The sequence below is a fragment of the Marinovum sp. PR37 genome (assembly GCF_028807375.1).
Classification (GTDB): Bacteria; Pseudomonadota; Alphaproteobacteria; order Rhodobacterales; family Rhodobacteraceae; genus Marinovum; species Marinovum algicola.
Genome location: NZ_JARAML010000040.1, coordinates 20845 through 36654, shown reverse-complemented (window position 1 = coordinate 36654; position 15810 = coordinate 20845). Strand labels below are relative to the sequence as shown.

Here is a 15810-nt window from a genome sequence, read left to right as displayed (position 1 = left end):
CCGGCCTGCGGCCTCCCCCGAGGGTATTTTCGGCAAGAGGAAGATCAGGAGCGTCGGTGATAGCCTTTCGCCAGGGTCTCGGGCGGGGTGCCGGTGGCGTAGCGGACCAGGGTGACGAGATTGCGCGCGCCGCGGCGCAGCCAGCCGTCGCGGCGGTAGCGGTCGGCGGAGGTGAGCGCCTTGGCGGGCAACAGTGTGATCTTGCCCTTGAGGGCGCGGGCCAGGGCCACATCCTCCATCAGCCGCTGGTCGGGATAGCCGCCGGCGGCGTCATAGAGCGCGCGAGGCAGCAGCAGCGCCTGATCGCCGTAGGGCAGCTGGAACAGCCGGCTGCGCAGGTTGGCCCAGCCTTCGGTCAGCCGCGCCATCGGGTGGCGGCTGTCGAAGCGGAGGCGGAAGGCGGCGGCGGAACCGCCGGAAAGATGCGCCAGCACCGGCGCGGTCCAGCCCGGGGCGAGCCTGGTGTCGGCATGCAGCACCAGCAACCAGTCGCCCTGCGCCCGGGCGGCGCCGCGCCGGAGCTGGCCGCCGCGCGAGGCCGGGCCGGTGACGATCCGGGCGCCGGCGGCCTCTGCGGTCGCGAGGGTGGTATCGGTGGAACCGCCATCGCTGACGATCAGCTCGCGGATCAGCCCCTCTTGCAGCCCTTCGCCCAGCGCCATCAGGCAGGGGGGCAGCGCCGTGGCGGCGTTCAGCGTCGGGATGATGACCGAGATCGGGGCGCGCATCTTGCCTCTTCTGCTTGCTCACGGGATGTCTATATGGGACGTCAGGGCCGGAAGGAATTGTCAAATGAACACTTATGCCGGGAAACGCCGCGTGCTGCGCCTTGCAGGCGGCGATGTCAGGGACTTTCTGCAAGGGCTGGTCAGCAATGACGTGGCGCGGCTGGATCGCGGGCTGGTCTATGCCGCCATGCTGACGCCGCAGGGCAAGCTGATCGCCGACTTCTTCTTGCAGGCGGACGGTGCGGATGTGCTGATGGATCTGCCGGCCGAGCTGGCCGAGGGGCTGGCCAAGCGGCTGACGATGTACAAGCTGCGCGCCGATGTGACGATTGGGCCGACCGATCTGGCGGTGTCGCGTGGCACCGGTGCGGCGCCGGCGGGCGCCCTGCCCGATCCGCGCGACGACCGGCTGGGCTGGCGGCTGATCGCGCCGGAGGCGGTGGAGGCGGACGACACCGACTGGGATGCGCTGCATGTGGCGGCGATGGTGCCGCGCTGGGGACGCGAACTGGGGCCGGACAGCTATCTGCTCGAGATGGGATTCGAGCGGCTGGCGGGGGTGGATTTCCGCAAGGGATGTTACGTCGGCCAGGAGGTGACGGCGCGGATGAAGCACAAGACCGAACTGCGCAAGGGGCTGGCCCAGGTGGCGGTGGACGGCGCCGCCGATCCGGGCAGCGAGATCACCGCCAACGGCAAGCCGGTGGGCGTGCTGGGCACCCGCGCCGGCGACCGGGCGCTGGCCTATCTGCGGTTTGACCGGGCCAGGGGCGAGATGCAGGCGGGGGCGGCGCAGGTTTCTCTAGTGGCACGCGGGCCGGGTTGAAGCCCGACCACCTGGGCGTGTCGCGGGGCGGTTACGAGGGCTGCGGCAGACGGCGGCGCAGCCGTTCTTCGATGCCGCGGCGGCGCCAGCCCGGGGCGACGTAGAGGCGCTCGATCTCCGGCGCGCCCCCGGCCCCGCGGCTCCAGAGCAGGTAGCCGCGCAACACGCCTTCGGTGCGATAGCCGAGCAGCCCGGCGCCCCGGGCCAGCCGGCGGGCGATGGCATCGATGCGGGCGGTGTCGCCGCGATGCAGGGCGGCGATGGCCGCGAGGTCGGGATGGTCTGTGGACATGAAAAAGGCCTCCTTGGCGTTGTGCCGGAGGCCTTTGATCATGAAATGCGCGCCCCCGGCTGTCCGGGGGATATGCGCGCGGGCCCCGAGGTCAGGCGCGCTCGGAATACTCCATGGTTTCGGTGTTGACGACGATATCCTCGTCCTGGCCCACGAAGGGCGGCACCATGACCTTGACGCCATTGTCGAGCACGGCGGGCTTGAAGCTGTTGGCGGCGGTCTGGCCTTTGACCACCGGCTCGGTCTCGACCACCTTGCAGGTGACCTTCTGCGGCAGCGAGGCGTTCAGCGCCTCCTCTTCGTGGAATTCCACCACGATGGTCATGCCGTCTTGCAGGAAGGGGCGGCGCTCGCCGAGGATCTCGGCGTCGAGCTGCACCTGGTCGTAGGTCTCGGTGTCCATGAAGATCAGCTGGCCGCCGTCTTCGTAGAGGAACTGCATGTCCTTCTGTTCCAGCCGCACGCGCTCGACCTTGTCGGCGGAACGGAAGCGTTCGTTCAGCTTGGAACCGTTGCGCAGGTTCTTCATTTCGACCTGCGCAAATGCACCACCTTTGCCGGGTTTGACATGATCGACCTTGACGGCGGCCCAGAGATGGCCGTCGTGCTCGAGGACATTGCCGGGGCGGATTTCGTTACCGTTGATCTTGGGCATTGTGGCAGGACCTTGTCGAGAGGTTGAAGACGATTTGACGGGACCTATATATCGCGTTCATGCCCAGAGCAAGCTTACCATATCCTGTGCTGCATGCGCAGAAAGCTATGCAAGTATCACATAAGTGGTATGCGTTTGCGGGGTATCCGAATCAATAAAAAGCGGCCATAAGGGCCTTCACGCCAGAAACACAAGAGCAAGAATAAAGGACGATACATGACTGATTTCGTTGATGGTACAGCCTTTAACAGCGAACAGGGCAGCCGTGCCCGCAAGCTGTTTGCCGCCGTGGTCTTGGCTGCACTCGACGACGCCATTGCCGATGACAAGAAATACGGCAACGGCCCCGAACAGATTGCCCGCTGGGCGCGCTCGCGTGATGGACGCGAGGTGCTGTCCTGTGCCGGGATCGACCCGAACGAACGTGTCGTTCAGGGTCTGATGGAATTCGTGGGCAAGGGTGTGCGGACTTCGGTCGCCCTGTCGCGCGAAGAAAGCGAACGGCGCAATGCGGCCGCAGCGGCGGAACGCGAAGCCGCCTGATCTTCCATCTTTTCCAAGACTTGCAAACGCGCCCCGTGATCGGGGCGCGTTTGCGTTTGCAGGGTCAGTCGAGTTCCTGGCTGGCCAGGGCGCGGTGAATTTCGCGCCGGACAAGGCGGCGAACATTGCGGGTGATCCGCTCGCCCAGGGCGCCCTGAAGCTCCTCGCGGACGATCTCGACCACCATGTCACGCAGGGCCTCCTCGTCGATTGCGCCAAGATCGGCCGCGGCCGACACCAGTTCCTCGGAGGCATCGGTGTCGCCATCGTCGCCGGCCTCCGCCTCGGGCGCCGCTTCGGGGCCCGGCACGCTGTTGCGCGAGACAAAGACAAACGGCTTGGCCGGCGGCTGATCGTCGTCCTGATCCAGAGCCTCGGATGTGTCGTCCTGCTGCGCCTCTTCCTGCGCTGCCAGGGTGTCCTGCTGCTCGGCCGGGGTGTCCTGGGGGGCCTCCTCGGCGGCATTCGGCGCGGCTTCGGCCTCGGGCACATCGGGGTCGTGATCTTCCCAATCCAGCGCCTCCTCCGCCGCCGCCTCCGGTGCCAAATCGGGCGCCATATCCGTGGTATCGGTGGTCTCCGCCTCCGGGGCGTCCGCTTCGGCGGCAGGTACCTCCGACTGCGCCGCCGCGCCTTCGTTGCTGCCGGCAATCAGCGCTTCGAGCGCCGCGATCTTGGCCTCGAGCGTCTCGGGCTCGGCCGGCGCCTCGGGCAGATCATCCGCAGATACACTCTCGGCCACGGCCTCCTGCACCGCCTCCGCGGCCGGCTCCGCGACATGATCGGCGAAGACCTCGGGCGCGGCTTCGGCGCCCTCGTCGACAGCCTCTTCGAAGGGCGCTTCCTCGATCGCTTCCGGGGCCGGCGAGTCGGGCTCTGCCCGGCCGCCGTCGTGCACGCGCAGCGCCGGGGTCAGCACCAGGGCTTCCGGTTCCTGGGGGGCCCTGGCCTCTGGCGGCACGGCCTTCTCGGCCTCCGCCCGCCGTGCCTGCATTTCTTGACGTGCCTCTTCGGACACCAGCCTGCGAATAGATGACAGGACATCCTCGATCTCCGAGGATTTGACAGGATCTGACATTATTTTCACCACTTTGCCTCGCCGGGAGGATACCCCGGCGGGGCGCACCGCACAACCGATAGCGAAAATTGCGCGGGGTTTGTGGCGGGTGGACCTCAGTCGCCGATGCGGCGCAGCACCCGGTCGAGCTTGTCGCCCTGAAGGCTCTTGACCGGCGCGTTCCTGATCAGCCGATAGTATTCCGCCGGGTCGTAAAGCTGCACGTTCAGACCGAGATGCTTGGCGGTCATCAACCCCATGGCCGAAAGAACCTGATAGGCGGCAATCGTGCGGTCGGCCACGGCGGCGGTATAGGCCACCTCGGCGTCAAGCAGATCCTGCTCGGCGGTCAGAACGTCCAGCGTGGTACGCTGGCCCAGGGTCGCCTCTTCGCGCACCCCCTGAAAGGCGACGCGGGCAGCGCGGATCTGCCGCTCGGTCGCCTCGATCGAGGCATTCGCCACGCGCAGCGTGGCCAGCGCGGTGCCCACGTCCTGCGCCACCCCAAGCTGCACCACATGCAGGTTGCTCCGCGCGGCATCGGCGCGCGCCTTGGCCTGACGCTCCAGTGCCGACAGCTGGCCCCCCCGATAGATCGGGCCGCCGAAATCGACCGAGACCGACCCGGTGTTGGAATAATCGCCGCTGTTGAAATCGCCGGATTTGGTGACCCGTCCCGAGAGCGAGACCTGCGGCTTGACCGCCGCTTCGGCCCGGCGCAGGTTGATATCGGCGGTAGAGACCTGGTATTGCGCCTGGCGCATCGACGGATGCGTACGCACGGCGATCGCCTTGGCCGCGTCTTCGTTGCGCTCGACATCGGGCAGCCGCGTCACCGCAACGAGATTGTCCGGCCCCGAACCCACAGCGGCACGGTATTCCTCGATCGCGCGCAACAGATCGCCTTCGGCCGCAGCAAGATTGGCCCGGCTGGCCGCCAGCCGCGCCTCGGCCAGCGACACGTCGGTGCGCGTCACCTCGCCCACCTCGAACCGGTCGCGTGCGGCCCGCAGCTCCTGCTGCACCAGCCGCAGGTTGTTCTGCCGCAGGGACACGGTTTCCGAGGCGCTGCGCACACCCACATAGGCCACGACGGCGCGCAACAGCACCTGCTGCTCGATCACCACAAGCCCTTCGCGCGTGGCCAGCACCGCCTCCTTGGCGGCATCGACCTGAAGCCGCGAGGCGCCGAAATCATAAAGCAGCAGTTCGGCCACGATGGAAAAGCTGGCGCTGTCATCCTGAAAACCGGTGCCGGCGCCGGTCGTGGCGGAATAGCTGTAACCGAAATCGCGGCTGAACGAAGAGCTCCAGCTCACGATCGGGCGCAGCGCGGCAACCGCCACCGCGACATCCTCGTCGGCGGCGCGCAGCAAGGCGCGGTTCTGCTGCAACAGGCCGGAATGCGTATAGGCGCTGGCCAGCGCATCGGCCAGCGTCTCGGCCTTGGTCGCCACTGGCGCCAGCGCCAGTGCGATAGTCAAGGCGCCCCGCCTCATTGCATTGCGGATCATTGCCTGTCTCCTGAACTTGCCACTCGTTGATACGCCATCTGGGCCCGCCTCCGTCGCTGCAAAAGCCACGCGGTGCCGCTACAGCGCAAATTCCCTGGAACTCTGGTATCCGGGCAACACCGGCGCCGCCGCATTGAAGGCAAACCGCCACGAGATCGCACCGTTCTGCTTGTAACCCAGCCGCACCGTGCCAAGCGCGCCCTCCATGAAGAGCGCGGCAATGCGGCCGCCGTCCTTGAGCTGATCAGCAATGGCCTCGGGCAGATGCTCGATGCCGCCCTCGATTACGATGACATCGTAGGGCCCGTGTTCCGGTGCGCCGGCGTCCAGCGCCGCCTCGTGCATGATCACCCCGTCGGCGCCGTGATCCGACAGCGCGCCCTGCGCCTCGGACACCCGGTCGGCGTCGTCCTCGACGGCAACAACCGCCTCGGCCATCCGCGCCATCACCGCTGCCGCATAGCCGTAGCCCGCGCCGATATCGAGCACCAGCTCTCCCCCCGAGATCGCCAGGCCATCCAGCATCTTGGCCAGCGTCCTGGGTTCGAGCATCACCCGGCCCGGCGCGAATTCGATATTCTCGCCGACATAGGCGGCCTCGCGCTTGTCACGCGGGGTATAGACCTCACGCGGGACGCTGAGCATGGCATCGATGATGGGAAACTTGGTCACGTCGGACGGGCGGATCTGGGTATCGACCATGAAGGTCCGGCGCTGGGCATAGTCGGTCATGTCTAAACTCGTCGGTTCAGGAACGTCAGCTCCGTCTTGCCACAAACCCTCTCGCCCGGCAATGACCGCATCGGGGTTTTCCGGCGTGGCGCAGCCGGCAGATGGCCCGGGCCGGCCGCGTGCCGCGCCTCCCGGCTCAATGCCGGCGGTTCAGCAGCCCCGACAGCTCGCAGGCGATCGCCAAGGCGGCCTCGTCATGCACCGCCGGCCCCGGAAGCTCGCGCGCGGCGGCCTCTTCCATCGGGTCGAAACGCATGCCGGCGGTGCCCTGTGTGCGGGCCGCGGCCGAGGCGCGCAGCTCGACGATCGCCGCCACCTTGGGCCGCAGCGCCTCCAGCATGTCGGCGGTCACAAATAACGGATCGGCTTCCGCGTCGGGCTCGTTCGACGGCGCCCGGTCGGCCAGCCAGAGCAACACCACCGGCCCCTTGATCCGGCTGATCAGCAAGGTCATCCGCGCCAGCCAGGCCGCCTGAAGTTCCTCGCGCACCATGCGGAACCGATCGGGGCTGATCGCCGCCAGCTCGCCCAGCAGGTGCCGGGTAAAGTGGAACTCGGTGAAATCCACCTCGCGAAACACCGCCTTGAGCATCGCCGAGGCGTTGATGAAGCGGTCGTTGCGGCGCGGGTGCACGCTGTACAGCCGGTTCGACATGTTCTGCGCCCCCATGATCTGCACCACCGTGGCCCGCGCCCGACCCGCCGCCTCGAGCAGGGCACTGTCGTTGACAAAGGCATCCACCCCGGCATTGACACAGCCGAAATTCACGCAGGCCAGGCCAAGCGCCTCTTCGGTCAGCGCCGGAAACGGCGTTTCAATGAATTTTCCAAAAGTCTCGGTGCCGCCGAAAAAGGCGACATATTCGCCCTCGAGCCGGCGCCGGGGCCCTCGGAACACCAGCCGCGACGCCCCGTAGCGACAAGGAAGATAGTCGGGGGCCGCGCCCCCGGTCATGTCATAGGTCATCTCACCCACCTGATTTTTCTCACCCGGGACGAGCCTCACCCGATTCGATTTCGAAATGCCTAAACGATGGATTTATGGCGATGTTTAACGGAAACTCCGCGGCCGCCCGCCCTTGCCCTCGGCCCGCGTTGCTGCCTATTGTCTGGCGAGCAGAACGAGGGCAGGTCATGGAAATTCAATCGATCGGTGTGATCGGCGCGGGCCAGATGGGCAACGGCATCGCCCATGTGATGGCGGTGGCCGGCTATGACGTGGTGATGACCGATATCTCCCAGGAGGCGCTTGACGCGGCGGTGGCGCGGATCGGCAAGAACCTCGGCCGACAGGTCTCCAAGGGCACGCTGAGCGCCGCAGACCAGGCCGCGGCCCTGGCGCGGATCCGCACCACGCTCGAAACCGCGGAGGTGGCGCAGACCGATCTGGTGATCGAGGCCGCGACCGAACGCGAGGAGATCAAGCAGAAGATTTTCGACGGGCTGCTGCCGCATCTCAAGCCGAACACCATCCTGACCTCGAACACCTCGTCGATCTCGATCACCCGGCTGGCCAGTCGGACCGACCGGCCCGAGAAATTCATGGGCTTCCACTTCATGAACCCGGTGCCGGTGATGCAGCTGGTCGAGCTGATCCGCGGCATTGCCACCGACAAGGACACCTATGACGCCTGCCTCGGCGTGGTCGAGCGGCTGGGCAAGACCGCCGCCTCGGCCGAGGATTTCCCCGCCTTCATCGTCAACCGCATCCTGATGCCGATGATCAACGAGGCGGTCTATACGCTGTACGAAGGCGTCGGCAATGTCACCTCGATCGACAAGGCGATGAAGCTCGGCACCAATCACCCGATGGGGCCGCTCGAGCTGGCCGATTTCATCGGCCTCGACACCTGCCTGGCCATCATGAACGTCCTGCACGACGGTCTGGCCGACACCAAATACCGCCCCTGCCCACTGCTGACGAAATATGTCGAGGCCGGCTGGCTCGGCCGCAAGACCAAACGCGGCTTCTACGACTACCGCGGCGAGACCCCCGTGCCGACCCGCTGACCCCGGGGACCACGCCCCGGCTGCTTCCTCTTGCCGAAAATACCGCGGGGGTGAGGCCGCAGGCCGAGGGGGCTGGCCCCCTCCTGCCGCCACCGCCCCGGCGCGGCTGCTGTCTAGCCTCCCAGCCCGAGCGTATGGGCGCGCAGCCAGGCCATCATGCGGCGCGGCTTGCTGTCCCAGCTGCGGATTTCCTCGGGCGTGATCGGAGCGCCGATGATCGGCGCCTGCGGCCGGTTGCAGGCATGCATGACCTCGTGGATCAGCAGCCCCTGCCGCAGGGTGGCCGACACCTTGTTGGCGATCTGGTAAAGGCGCGAGTTCTGGCCGGGGAAATGGATCGGCACCACCGTGGCGCCGGAGCGGGTGATCATCTTGGCGGTAAAGGGATTCCAGACCGCCTCGACCGCCTTGCCGAAGAAGGTGTCGCTGGCGGCGACGACCCCCGAGGGGAACAGCACGATCACCCCGCCCTGGCGCAGGTGATCCATCGCCGCCTTGCGCATCTCCAGGCTCTCGACACGGGCGTTTTCCTCATGCGGGAACGGCACCGGGATCATCAGGTCCTCGATCTCGCTCACCCCGGAAAGCAGGTTGCGCGTCAGGATTTTGTAGTCGGTGCGCACCCGGCCCACCAGTTCCGCCAGGACCATGCCGTCCACCAGCCCGTGCGGATGGTTGGCCACCACGATCACCGGGCCGGTGGCCGGGATGCGGGCGATCTGCTCGGCCGGGGTGCGCAGCTCGATCCCCATCAGCTCGAGCGCCTGGCTGAAGAAGGCCGGCCCCTCTTTCGGCCCCTGGCGCTCGAACCGGCGCACCAGGCGCAACAGCGGCAGCTTGCCGGTCAACCATTCCATCGCCCGGATGGTATTGGCCTTCCACGGATTGGTGAAGGTATTGGCATAAGACAGCTTGCGCTTGTCATAGGGTACCTGCTGGCCCGCCGTTGACGCCTTGCGCCCGGCTGAGGATTGCGCGGTTTCCACCATGGTTGCGTTCAGCATCCTTCCCCGGCAGGCCGTGAGCCGGCCTAGCAGTCTTCTCCGAACCGATCCGCCACCAGGGCTTCGACGGCATCAGCCAGCGCCTCGGCGTCCGGGCCCGAAGTCTGAACCTCAATAGTGCTTCCTTTCGAAGCTGCCAACATCAAAAGCCCCATGATCGAATCCCCCGAGGCGTCGAGGCCGTCGCGCGAGACTTCGGCCCGGGCATCGAATCCCTCGACCACCTCGACCAGCTTGGCCGAGGCGCGGGCGTGCAACCCCTTCTCGTTCACGATCTTCAGAGTGCGGGTCACGGTGTCTGTCATGTAGTCTGATCCGATGAGATATTCTGGCTGTCGATATACTTGCGTCCCGCCTCTGTCGCACGCCTGACGGCGTCGGCAACACCCAAATCGCGGCTTTTCGCCAGTTTGATCAGCATCGGCAGATTGGCGCCATAAAGAATGCGCCGGTTCTCGGGCGCACAGGCCATGAGAGAAAGGTTGGAGGGCGATCCGCCGAACATGTCGGTCACGATGACCACGCCGCCGCCCTGGTCGACGGAATCGGCAGCGCGGCAGATTTCGATCTGCTTGTCGTCGCGCACATGGTCGGGCTCGATCGAGATCGCGCGGATGCCCGGCTGTGCCCCGACCACATGTTCGATCGCGGCCAGGTACTCCCTGGCCAGTCCGCCATGCGCCACAATCACGATGCCGATCAAGGTCGCCGGTCTCCCGTTCATTTCCCGGTCACCGTTGGACAGGGTCCAGCGGCGCCAGCGCGCGCCGCTCAAGCTCTCGGTGCCTAATTGACACCCCCCAGCCCGCCGTTGCAAGCCCTCGGGCAATGCTTTCCGCGAGGGCAACGGAGCGGTGTTTGCCACCGCTGCACCCGAAGGCGACCGAGAAATGCGCCTTGCCCTCATCACGTGCAGCGGGCAGCTGGAAGGTCAGCAGATCAAAGACCTTGTCGCGGAAAACGGCAAAGCGCGGATCGGTGGCGATGTGATCGGCGACCCGGCTGTCCTGCCCGGTCAGCGGGCGCAGGTCGGGCTGCCAATGGGGGTTTTTCAGGAAGCGGCAGTCGAACACCACATCCGCCGCCAGCGGCAGGCCGCGCTTGTAGGAAAAGGACTGCACCGAAACCGCGAGATCATGTCCGCCGCTGCGGGCAAAGATCCGCTGCATCTCGGCCCGCAGATCATGCGGCGACAGCGCCGAGGTGTCGATCAGCACGGTGGCCTGATCGCGCAGCGCGCCCAGCATCTCGAGCTCGATCGCGATGCCGGCCTCGGGCGTGCCGTCGGGCGCCATCGGATGGCGGCGGCGGGTCTCGTTGTAGCGGTTGGCCAGCACGCCGGCCTCTGCCTCGAGCACCACAAGCTCGGCGTTCTGCCCGGTGAGCTGGGCGATATTGGCCAGCAGCGTCGTCAGGGCCGCCGGCGAGAAATCCCGGGTGCGGACATCGATTCCCAGCGCCATGTCGCGGCTCAGCCCGCCGTCGAGCAGCGTCGGCGCCAGCGCCAGCGGCAGGTTGTCGATGGTCTCGAACCCCATATCTTCGAGCGCGTTCAGAGCCGTAGACCGCCCCGCCCCGGAGGGGCCGGTGAGCAGAACAAGGCGGTTGGGTGCATCGGGATGCATGGGGTCTTCGTCTCCTGGGGCGCCGGGGGTCAGTCGCGGCGACCATGCACAAGATACTGCCTGATTGCAGCAGGGAAATACCTTTCGTCGCGATTGTGAACCAAAGCGAGCGAAACGCCGGCGATTTCGGTCTGCCGCAGCGGCGGCAGCCGCTGCTGCTCCACCCAGTCGAGATCGACGGCGAGGGCCAGGGTCACCGGCGGATGCGGGTCGGCCCCGAGAAGGCCCAGGAACCTGGCCTCGATCCGCCCCGAGATCGCCGGCGGGCAGGAGGCGACCAACGCGCCGTCCTGCACCTCGACCAAGGTGCGGTCATCGGCCACCAGGCCTGCGCCCAGCGCCATCAGCTCGAGCGCCAGCGCCGATTTGCCGCTGCCGGACGCCCCCAGAATGACAACACCGCGGCCCCGGAAGGCCACGGTGCTTGCGTGCAGAAGCTGCGCCATTTTCTAGACCGGAAGCCCCACGACGAAACGCGCGCCCAGCGGCTCGGAGGTGATGTCGGCTTCAGTGGGGCGAATGTTCTCGGCCCAGATCACCCCGTCATGCGCCTCGACGATCTGTTTCGAGATCGCCAGGCCAAGGCCGGAATTGTTGCCGAAGTCATGCTCGGGCCGGTGCGAGTAGAAGCGTTTGAAGATCTTGGTCAGCGCTTCTTCCGGGATGCCGGGGCCGGTGTCTTCGACCACGATGAGCACGCGGTTCTCGCGCTGACGGGCCCAGACGCGGATCGCATCGCCGGCCTCGCAAAAGCTGATCGCATTGGTGATCAGATTGACGAAGACCTGCGCCAGACGCGCTTCGAGACCATGCACCATGATCGGCGCCTCGGGCAGATCGGTGATGAACTCGATCTCCTTGGTCTGCGCCTCCTTGCCGAGGAAGTCGCCGAGGTTGCCCAGGAGGTCGAGCAGGTTGAACTGCGCCTGTTCTTCCTTGACCAATTCGCTGTCGAGCCGCGAGGCATCGGAGATGTCGCTGACCAGCCGGTCGAGCCGACGCACGTCGTGATCGATCACGTCGAGCAGCTTGTCACGGTGATCCTCGCGCTTGACCATGCGCAGCGAGCCCACCGCGGAACGCAGCGAGGCCAGCGGATTCTTGATCTCGTGGCTGACGTCGGCGGCAAATTGTTCGTTGGCGTCGATGCGGTCATAAAGCGCCGTGACCATACCGCGCAACGCGCCCGACAGCCGGCCGATTTCATCGGGGCGTGCGGTCAGGTCGGGGATGCGGATGCGGCCCTTGGCGTCCTTGCGGCGGTCGCGGTCGCGGCCCAGTTCGGCGGCTTCGGCGAGATCGGAAATCGGGTTGGAAATGGTCGAGGCCAGTACCAGCGACAGGCCGATCGAGACCAGCGTCGCCACGAGGAACATCTGCAAGACCCGCTCGCGCTCGGTGCGCACCAGCTTGTCGATCTCGCCCGAGGCCGAGACCAGGACGATGGCGCCGATCGGCGCACCGCCCTGTTCGATCGGCGTACCGACAGTAAAGACCGTGCCGCCATCGGCGGATTCGGTGGTGCGTACGGTGGTGTTGCCGGCCAGCGCCGGGCCAGCCAGATCGATCAGGTGTTCCTCGAAGGCGGCAAGGCGCTCTTCTTCGGAATCGGTGACCAGCCGCGCCACCGCGTCCCAGATCGAGCCGAGCAGATCGGTGATGACGGTATTGCCCTCATCCTCGGGCGCATCGATGCTGTCCGAGGCGGAACGGCCGACGATGGCCTGCGCCGGATCGAAGACAAAGACCTCGGCGCCGCGGCGCAGCTCGATCCCCTCGAGCGTTGCGGCGACATCGACGCCATCGCCGGTGACGAGGCTGACCGGCGCGCTGCCCGGCAGCTGCGCCTCGAAGACATCGGCGATCAGTTCGGCTTCGCTGACGAGGCCCGAGGCGCGCTGTGCCGCCAGACCGTCGCGCGAGGAGTTGAGATAGAGAATGCCACCGACCAGCACGTTCAGCGCGATCAGATTGAACATGATGATCTTGCGGGTGAGCGGCGACGTGCGCAGCGAAAACAGCCCGCGTCGGGCGCGGCTGTCCTGAAGCTCCTGCTCGACGGTGCCGTCGGGCGCGACCCAATCGTCGCCCAGAACAACGTCACCCCGCCGTTTGGAGCCTGTCTCGGGCACGCCCATTTCCTCGACCAGAGCCATTATTCTTCGTTATACCGGTAACCGATACCATAAAGCGTCTCGATGGCAGAGAAATCATCGTCGACGCTGCGCATCTTCTTGCGCAGGCGTTTGATGTGGCTGTCGATGGTGCGGTCGTCGACATAGACCTGATCGTCATAGGCGACGTCCATCAGCTGGTCGCGCGACTTGACGAAACCGGGGCGCTGGGCCAGCGCCTGCAACAGCAGGAATTCGGTCACGGTGAGCGACACGTCCTTGCCCTTCCAGGCCACCGCATGGCGCAGCGGATCCATCCGCAGTTCGCCGCGTTCGATCACCTTGGTTTCCTCGGTGTCGCCGACGGCGCCGGTCTCGACCGCGTCCTGGCGGCGCAGCAGCGCGCGGATGCGTTCGACCAGAAGCCGCTGCGAAAACGGTTTCTTGACGTAGTCGTCGGCGCCCATGCGCAGGCCCAGAACCTCATCGATCTCGTCGTCCTTGGAGGTCAGGAAGATCACCGGCATGGTCGATTTCTGGCGCAGGCGCTGGAGCAGGTCCATGCCGTCCATCCGCGGCATCTTGATGTCCAGCACCGCCATGTCGGGCATCTTCTTGTTGAAGGCTTCAAGCGCCGTCTGGCCGTCGTTGTAGGTTTCGACTTCGAAGCCCTCGGCCTCAAGCGTCATTGCGACCGACGTCAGGATGTTCCTGTCATCGTCCACCAAGGCGATTTTAGACATTGGGTGTGTCCTTATGCTGCTCAACTGTCATATTTTTTTGCGCCATTATGCCTTGATATGCGGCGGGCAATCAATCGTTAACTGCGAATCACGTCGCCAGCCCCCCGGAAGCAGACCCGAAAAGTACGAAGGAATGGCTAAATTGCCTCACCTTTCAGACCCCGCGTCACCGACGCGAAATATGATTGCGCTAAACCGTGATTTGGTGGCGCTAACTGCGTCCCTGCGTCCTGTTCACCCTAAGAAACCCCATGTTACACCAGTTGGACCGAGGCCCGGGACAGGGCCGCGGGGGCGGCGCGTTCTGCCGTCAGCAACAAGACTTTCCGGCGCGAGACGCACGGATACATGGAGAAAGAAAATGGCATTTGGACGGGTGAACCCGCAGTTCCGGCTTGAAGATCAAGGGATCGAGGGTCTGGGCAATGTCTATTACAACCTCATGGAACCGGCGCTGATCGAAGAGGCTCTGCGGCGCGAGGAAGGCACATTGGGCCAGGGTGGCGCGTTTCTGGTCTCCACCGGCAAATTCACCGGCCGTTCGCCCAAGGACAAACATGTCGTCAAGACCGAGAGCGTCGCCGACAGCATCTGGTGGGACAACAATGCTGCGATGTCGCCGGAAGGCTTTGACGCGCTCTACCAGGACATACTGGCCCATATGAAAGGCCGCGATTTCTTTGTGCAGGATCTCGTCGGTGGCGCCGATCCGGCACATTGCATCGATGTGCGCATGGTGACCGAGCTGGCTTGGCACGGCCTGTTCATCCGCCACATGCTACGCCGCCCCGACCGTGAGGACCTGGACGAATTCGCCGCCGATTTCACCGTCATCAACTGCCCCAGTTTCACCGCCGACCCGGCGCGCCACGACTGCCGGTCGGGCACGGTGATCGCGATGAACTTTGACCGCAAGCTGATCCTGATCGGCGGCACCGAATACGCCGGCGAGAACAAGAAATCGGTGTTCACCCTGCTGAACTACCTGCTGCCGGAAAAAGGCATTATGCCGATGCACTGCTCGGCCAACCATGCGGTGGGCAACCCGGTCGACACGGCGATCTTCTTTGGCCTGTCGGGCACCGGCAAGACCACCCTCTCGGCCGATCCGGCGCGGGTGCTGATCGGCGATGACGAACATGGCTGGTCGGATCGCGGCACCTTCAACTTCGAAGGCGGCTGCTATGCCAAGACCATCAACCTCAGCGCCGAGGCCGAGCCCGAGATTTTCGCCACCACGACGAAATTCGGCACCGTGATCGAGAACATGGTCTATGACGAAGAGACCAAGGAGCTCGACTTCGAGGACGATTCCCTCACCGCCAACATGCGCTGCGCCTACCCGCTGGAGTACATCTCCAACGCCTCGCACAGCGCGCTGGGGGGCCACCCAAAGAACATCATCATGCTGACCTGTGACGCCTTTGGCGTGCTGCCGCCGATCGCGCGGCTGACCCCGGCGCAGGCGATGTATCACTTCCTGTCGGGCTTCACCTCCAAGGTGGCCGGAACCGAACGCGGCGTGACCGAGCCCGAGCCCACTTTTTCGACCTGCTTCGGCGCGCCCTTCATGCCGCGCCGGCCCGAGGCCTATGGCAACCTCCTGCGCGAAAAGATCGCCAAGCACGGCGCCACCTGCTGGCTGGTCAACACCGGCTGGACCGGCGGCGCCTATGGCACCGGAAGCCGGATGCCGATCAAGGCCACCCGCGCCCTGCTCACCGCCGCGCTGGACGGATCGTTGGCCGATGCACAGTTCCGCAAGGATCCGAACTTCGGCTTTGACGTGCCCACCGGCGTGCCCGGCGTGCCCGAGGTGCTGCTGGATCCGCGCCGCACCTGGGACAATCCGACGGCTTATGACGCCCAGGCCGAGAAACTGGTGCAGATGTTTGCCGACAACTTTGCGCAATACACGCCTTTCATCGATGACGATGTAAAGGCGGCCGCCATCGGCTGATCTTTTA

18 protein-coding genes are annotated in these 15810 nt (G+C 65.7%); 4 read left to right on the top strand and 14 right to left on the bottom strand.

Annotated features, from left to right (window positions below; translation table 11 throughout):
- Window positions 1–44 precede the first annotated feature (44 nt).
- On the bottom strand, window positions 45–728 hold the full coding sequence (locus tag PVW49_RS22495) for a TIGR04283 family arsenosugar biosynthesis glycosyltransferase (protein ID WP_274591625.1): 684 nt from the start codon (window positions 726–728) through the stop codon (window positions 45–47).
- A gap of 64 nt (window positions 729–792) precedes the next feature.
- Here PVW49_RS22495 and ygfZ point away from each other — a divergent pair, with 64 nt between their 5' ends.
- Complete coding sequence (ygfZ, locus tag PVW49_RS22490; RefSeq protein ID WP_074836154.1) at window positions 793–1554, top strand: CAF17-like 4Fe-4S cluster assembly/insertion protein YgfZ; 762 nt, start codon at window positions 793–795, stop codon at window positions 1552–1554.
- A gap of 31 nt (window positions 1555–1585) precedes the next feature.
- Here ygfZ and PVW49_RS22485 read toward each other — a convergent pair whose 3' ends face one another.
- Complete coding sequence (locus PVW49_RS22485; RefSeq protein ID WP_139211287.1) at window positions 1586–1846, bottom strand: hypothetical protein; 261 nt, start codon at window positions 1844–1846, stop codon at window positions 1586–1588.
- 91 nt (window positions 1847–1937) lie between these two features.
- Window positions 1938–2501, bottom strand: coding sequence for an elongation factor P (efp, locus tag PVW49_RS22480; protein ID WP_048532899.1), 564 nt, complete (start codon window positions 2499–2501; stop codon window positions 1938–1940).
- Window positions 2502–2717: 216 nt separating this feature from the next.
- On the opposite strand from efp, the gene PVW49_RS22475 reads away from it, so the two are divergent.
- A complete protein-coding gene (locus PVW49_RS22475; protein WP_048532900.1) occupies window positions 2718–3044 on the top strand; it encodes a DUF6280 family protein in 327 nt (108 codons plus the stop codon).
- A gap of 64 nt (window positions 3045–3108) precedes the next feature.
- Here the strand turns inward: PVW49_RS22475 and PVW49_RS22470 are convergent, their stop codons facing one another.
- The 4 genes from PVW49_RS22470 to PVW49_RS22455 all read right to left on the bottom strand — a co-directional run bounded on the left by PVW49_RS22470 (window position 3109) and on the right by PVW49_RS22455 (window position 7314).
- Window positions 3109–4122, bottom strand: a complete 1014-nt coding sequence (locus PVW49_RS22470) for a hypothetical protein (protein WP_139211285.1) — start codon at window positions 4120–4122, stop codon at window positions 3109–3111.
- Between the two features lie 95 nt (window positions 4123–4217).
- On the bottom strand, window positions 4218–5585 hold the full coding sequence (locus tag PVW49_RS22465) for a TolC family outer membrane protein (RefSeq protein WP_274566064.1): 1368 nt from the start codon (window positions 5583–5585) through the stop codon (window positions 4218–4220).
- A gap of 108 nt (window positions 5586–5693) precedes the next feature.
- Window positions 5694–6347 carry a protein-L-isoaspartate O-methyltransferase family protein gene (locus PVW49_RS22460; protein ID WP_048532903.1) on the bottom strand — a complete coding sequence of 218 codons (654 nt, stop codon included), beginning with the start codon at window positions 6345–6347 and terminating at the stop codon, window positions 5694–5696.
- A gap of 136 nt (window positions 6348–6483) precedes the next feature.
- On the bottom strand, window positions 6484–7314 hold the full coding sequence (locus PVW49_RS22455; RefSeq protein ID WP_074836148.1) for a DUF6473 family protein: 831 nt from the start codon (window positions 7312–7314) through the stop codon (window positions 6484–6486).
- Between the two features lie 167 nt (window positions 7315–7481).
- Here PVW49_RS22455 and PVW49_RS22450 point away from each other — a divergent pair, with 167 nt between their 5' ends.
- Window positions 7482–8357 carry a 3-hydroxybutyryl-CoA dehydrogenase gene (locus PVW49_RS22450; protein WP_048532905.1) on the top strand — a complete coding sequence of 292 codons (876 nt, stop codon included), beginning with the start codon at window positions 7482–7484 and terminating at the stop codon, window positions 8355–8357.
- 113 nt (window positions 8358–8470) lie between these two features.
- Here the strand turns inward: PVW49_RS22450 and PVW49_RS22445 are convergent, their stop codons facing one another.
- Genes PVW49_RS22445 through PVW49_RS22415 form a run of 7 tightly spaced genes read right to left on the bottom strand, consistent with a single transcriptional unit; the run spans window position 8471 to window position 13843 of the window.
- A complete protein-coding gene (locus PVW49_RS22445) occupies window positions 8471–9346 on the bottom strand; it encodes a lysophospholipid acyltransferase family protein (protein ID WP_048533956.1) in 876 nt (291 codons plus the stop codon).
- Window positions 9347–9387: 41 nt separating this feature from the next.
- Entirely contained in the window at window positions 9388–9666 is a 279-nt protein-coding gene (locus PVW49_RS22440; RefSeq protein WP_048532906.1) for an HPr family phosphocarrier protein, read from the bottom strand.
- Window positions 9663–10064 carry a PTS sugar transporter subunit IIA gene (locus PVW49_RS22435; protein ID WP_048532907.1) on the bottom strand — a complete coding sequence of 134 codons (402 nt, stop codon included), beginning with the start codon at window positions 10062–10064 and terminating at the stop codon, window positions 9663–9665. The genes PVW49_RS22440 and PVW49_RS22435 overlap by 4 nt, the downstream gene beginning before the upstream one ends.
- A 28-nt stretch (window positions 10065–10092) precedes the next feature.
- Window positions 10093–10986, bottom strand: coding sequence for an RNase adapter RapZ (gene rapZ, locus PVW49_RS22430; protein ID WP_048532908.1), 894 nt, complete (start codon window positions 10984–10986; stop codon window positions 10093–10095).
- A gap of 29 nt (window positions 10987–11015) precedes the next feature.
- Window positions 11016–11432, bottom strand: a complete 417-nt coding sequence (locus PVW49_RS22425) for an HPr kinase/phosphorylase (protein WP_274591624.1) — start codon at window positions 11430–11432, stop codon at window positions 11016–11018.
- A gap of 3 nt (window positions 11433–11435) precedes the next feature.
- Window positions 11436–13142 (bottom strand): sensor histidine kinase, encoded by a 1707-nt coding sequence (locus tag PVW49_RS22420; RefSeq protein ID WP_048532910.1) that lies wholly within the window; start codon window positions 13140–13142, stop codon window positions 11436–11438.
- On the bottom strand, window positions 13142–13843 hold the full coding sequence (locus tag PVW49_RS22415) for a response regulator transcription factor (RefSeq protein ID WP_048532912.1): 702 nt from the start codon (window positions 13841–13843) through the stop codon (window positions 13142–13144). The genes PVW49_RS22420 and PVW49_RS22415 overlap by 1 nt, the downstream gene beginning before the upstream one ends.
- A 361-nt stretch (window positions 13844–14204) precedes the next feature.
- On the opposite strand from PVW49_RS22415, the gene PVW49_RS22410 reads away from it, so the two are divergent.
- The gene (locus PVW49_RS22410) at window positions 14205–15803 is read left to right on the top strand and encodes a phosphoenolpyruvate carboxykinase (RefSeq protein ID WP_274591623.1); all 1599 of its coding nucleotides are present in this window, start codon (window positions 14205–14207) and stop codon (window positions 15801–15803) included.
- The last annotated feature ends 7 nt before the right edge of the window (window positions 15804–15810 follow it).

Coding starts and splice junctions, on each gene's coding strand:
- PVW49_RS22495 (WP_274591625.1), bottom strand. CDS start 728: ATGCGCGCCCCGATCTCGGTCATCATCCCGACGCTGAACGCCGCCACG.
- ygfZ (WP_074836154.1), top strand. CDS start 793: ATGAACACTTATGCCGGGAAACGCCGCGTGCTGCGCCTTGCAGGCGGC.
- PVW49_RS22485 (WP_139211287.1), bottom strand. CDS start 1,846: ATGTCCACAGACCATCCCGACCTCGCGGCCATCGCCGCCCTGCATCGC.
- efp (WP_048532899.1), bottom strand. CDS start 2,501: ATGCCCAAGATCAACGGTAACGAAATCCGCCCCGGCAATGTCCTCGAG.
- PVW49_RS22475 (WP_048532900.1), top strand. CDS start 2,718: ATGACTGATTTCGTTGATGGTACAGCCTTTAACAGCGAACAGGGCAGC.
- PVW49_RS22470 (WP_139211285.1), bottom strand. CDS start 4,122: ATGTCAGATCCTGTCAAATCCTCGGAGATCGAGGATGTCCTGTCATCT.
- PVW49_RS22460 (WP_048532903.1), bottom strand. CDS start 6,347: ATGACCGACTATGCCCAGCGCCGGACCTTCATGGTCGATACCCAGATC.
- PVW49_RS22455 (WP_074836148.1), bottom strand. CDS start 7,314: ATGACCTATGACATGACCGGGGGCGCGGCCCCCGACTATCTTCCTTGT.
- PVW49_RS22450 (WP_048532905.1), top strand. CDS start 7,482: ATGGAAATTCAATCGATCGGTGTGATCGGCGCGGGCCAGATGGGCAAC.
- PVW49_RS22445 (WP_048533956.1), bottom strand. CDS start 9,346: ATGGTGGAAACCGCGCAATCCTCAGCCGGGCGCAAGGCGTCAACGGCG.
- PVW49_RS22440 (WP_048532906.1), bottom strand. CDS start 9,666: ATGACAGACACCGTGACCCGCACTCTGAAGATCGTGAACGAGAAGGGG.
- rapZ (WP_048532908.1), bottom strand. CDS start 10,986: ATGCATCCCGATGCACCCAACCGCCTTGTTCTGCTCACCGGCCCCTCC.
- PVW49_RS22425 (WP_274591624.1), bottom strand. CDS start 11,432: ATGGCGCAGCTTCTGCACGCAAGCACCGTGGCCTTCCGGGGCCGCGGT.
- PVW49_RS22420 (WP_048532910.1), bottom strand. CDS start 13,142: ATGGCTCTGGTCGAGGAAATGGGCGTGCCCGAGACAGGCTCCAAACGG.
- PVW49_RS22415 (WP_048532912.1), bottom strand. CDS start 13,843: ATGTCTAAAATCGCCTTGGTGGACGATGACAGGAACATCCTGACGTCG.
- PVW49_RS22410 (WP_274591623.1), top strand. CDS start 14,205: ATGGCATTTGGACGGGTGAACCCGCAGTTCCGGCTTGAAGATCAAGGG.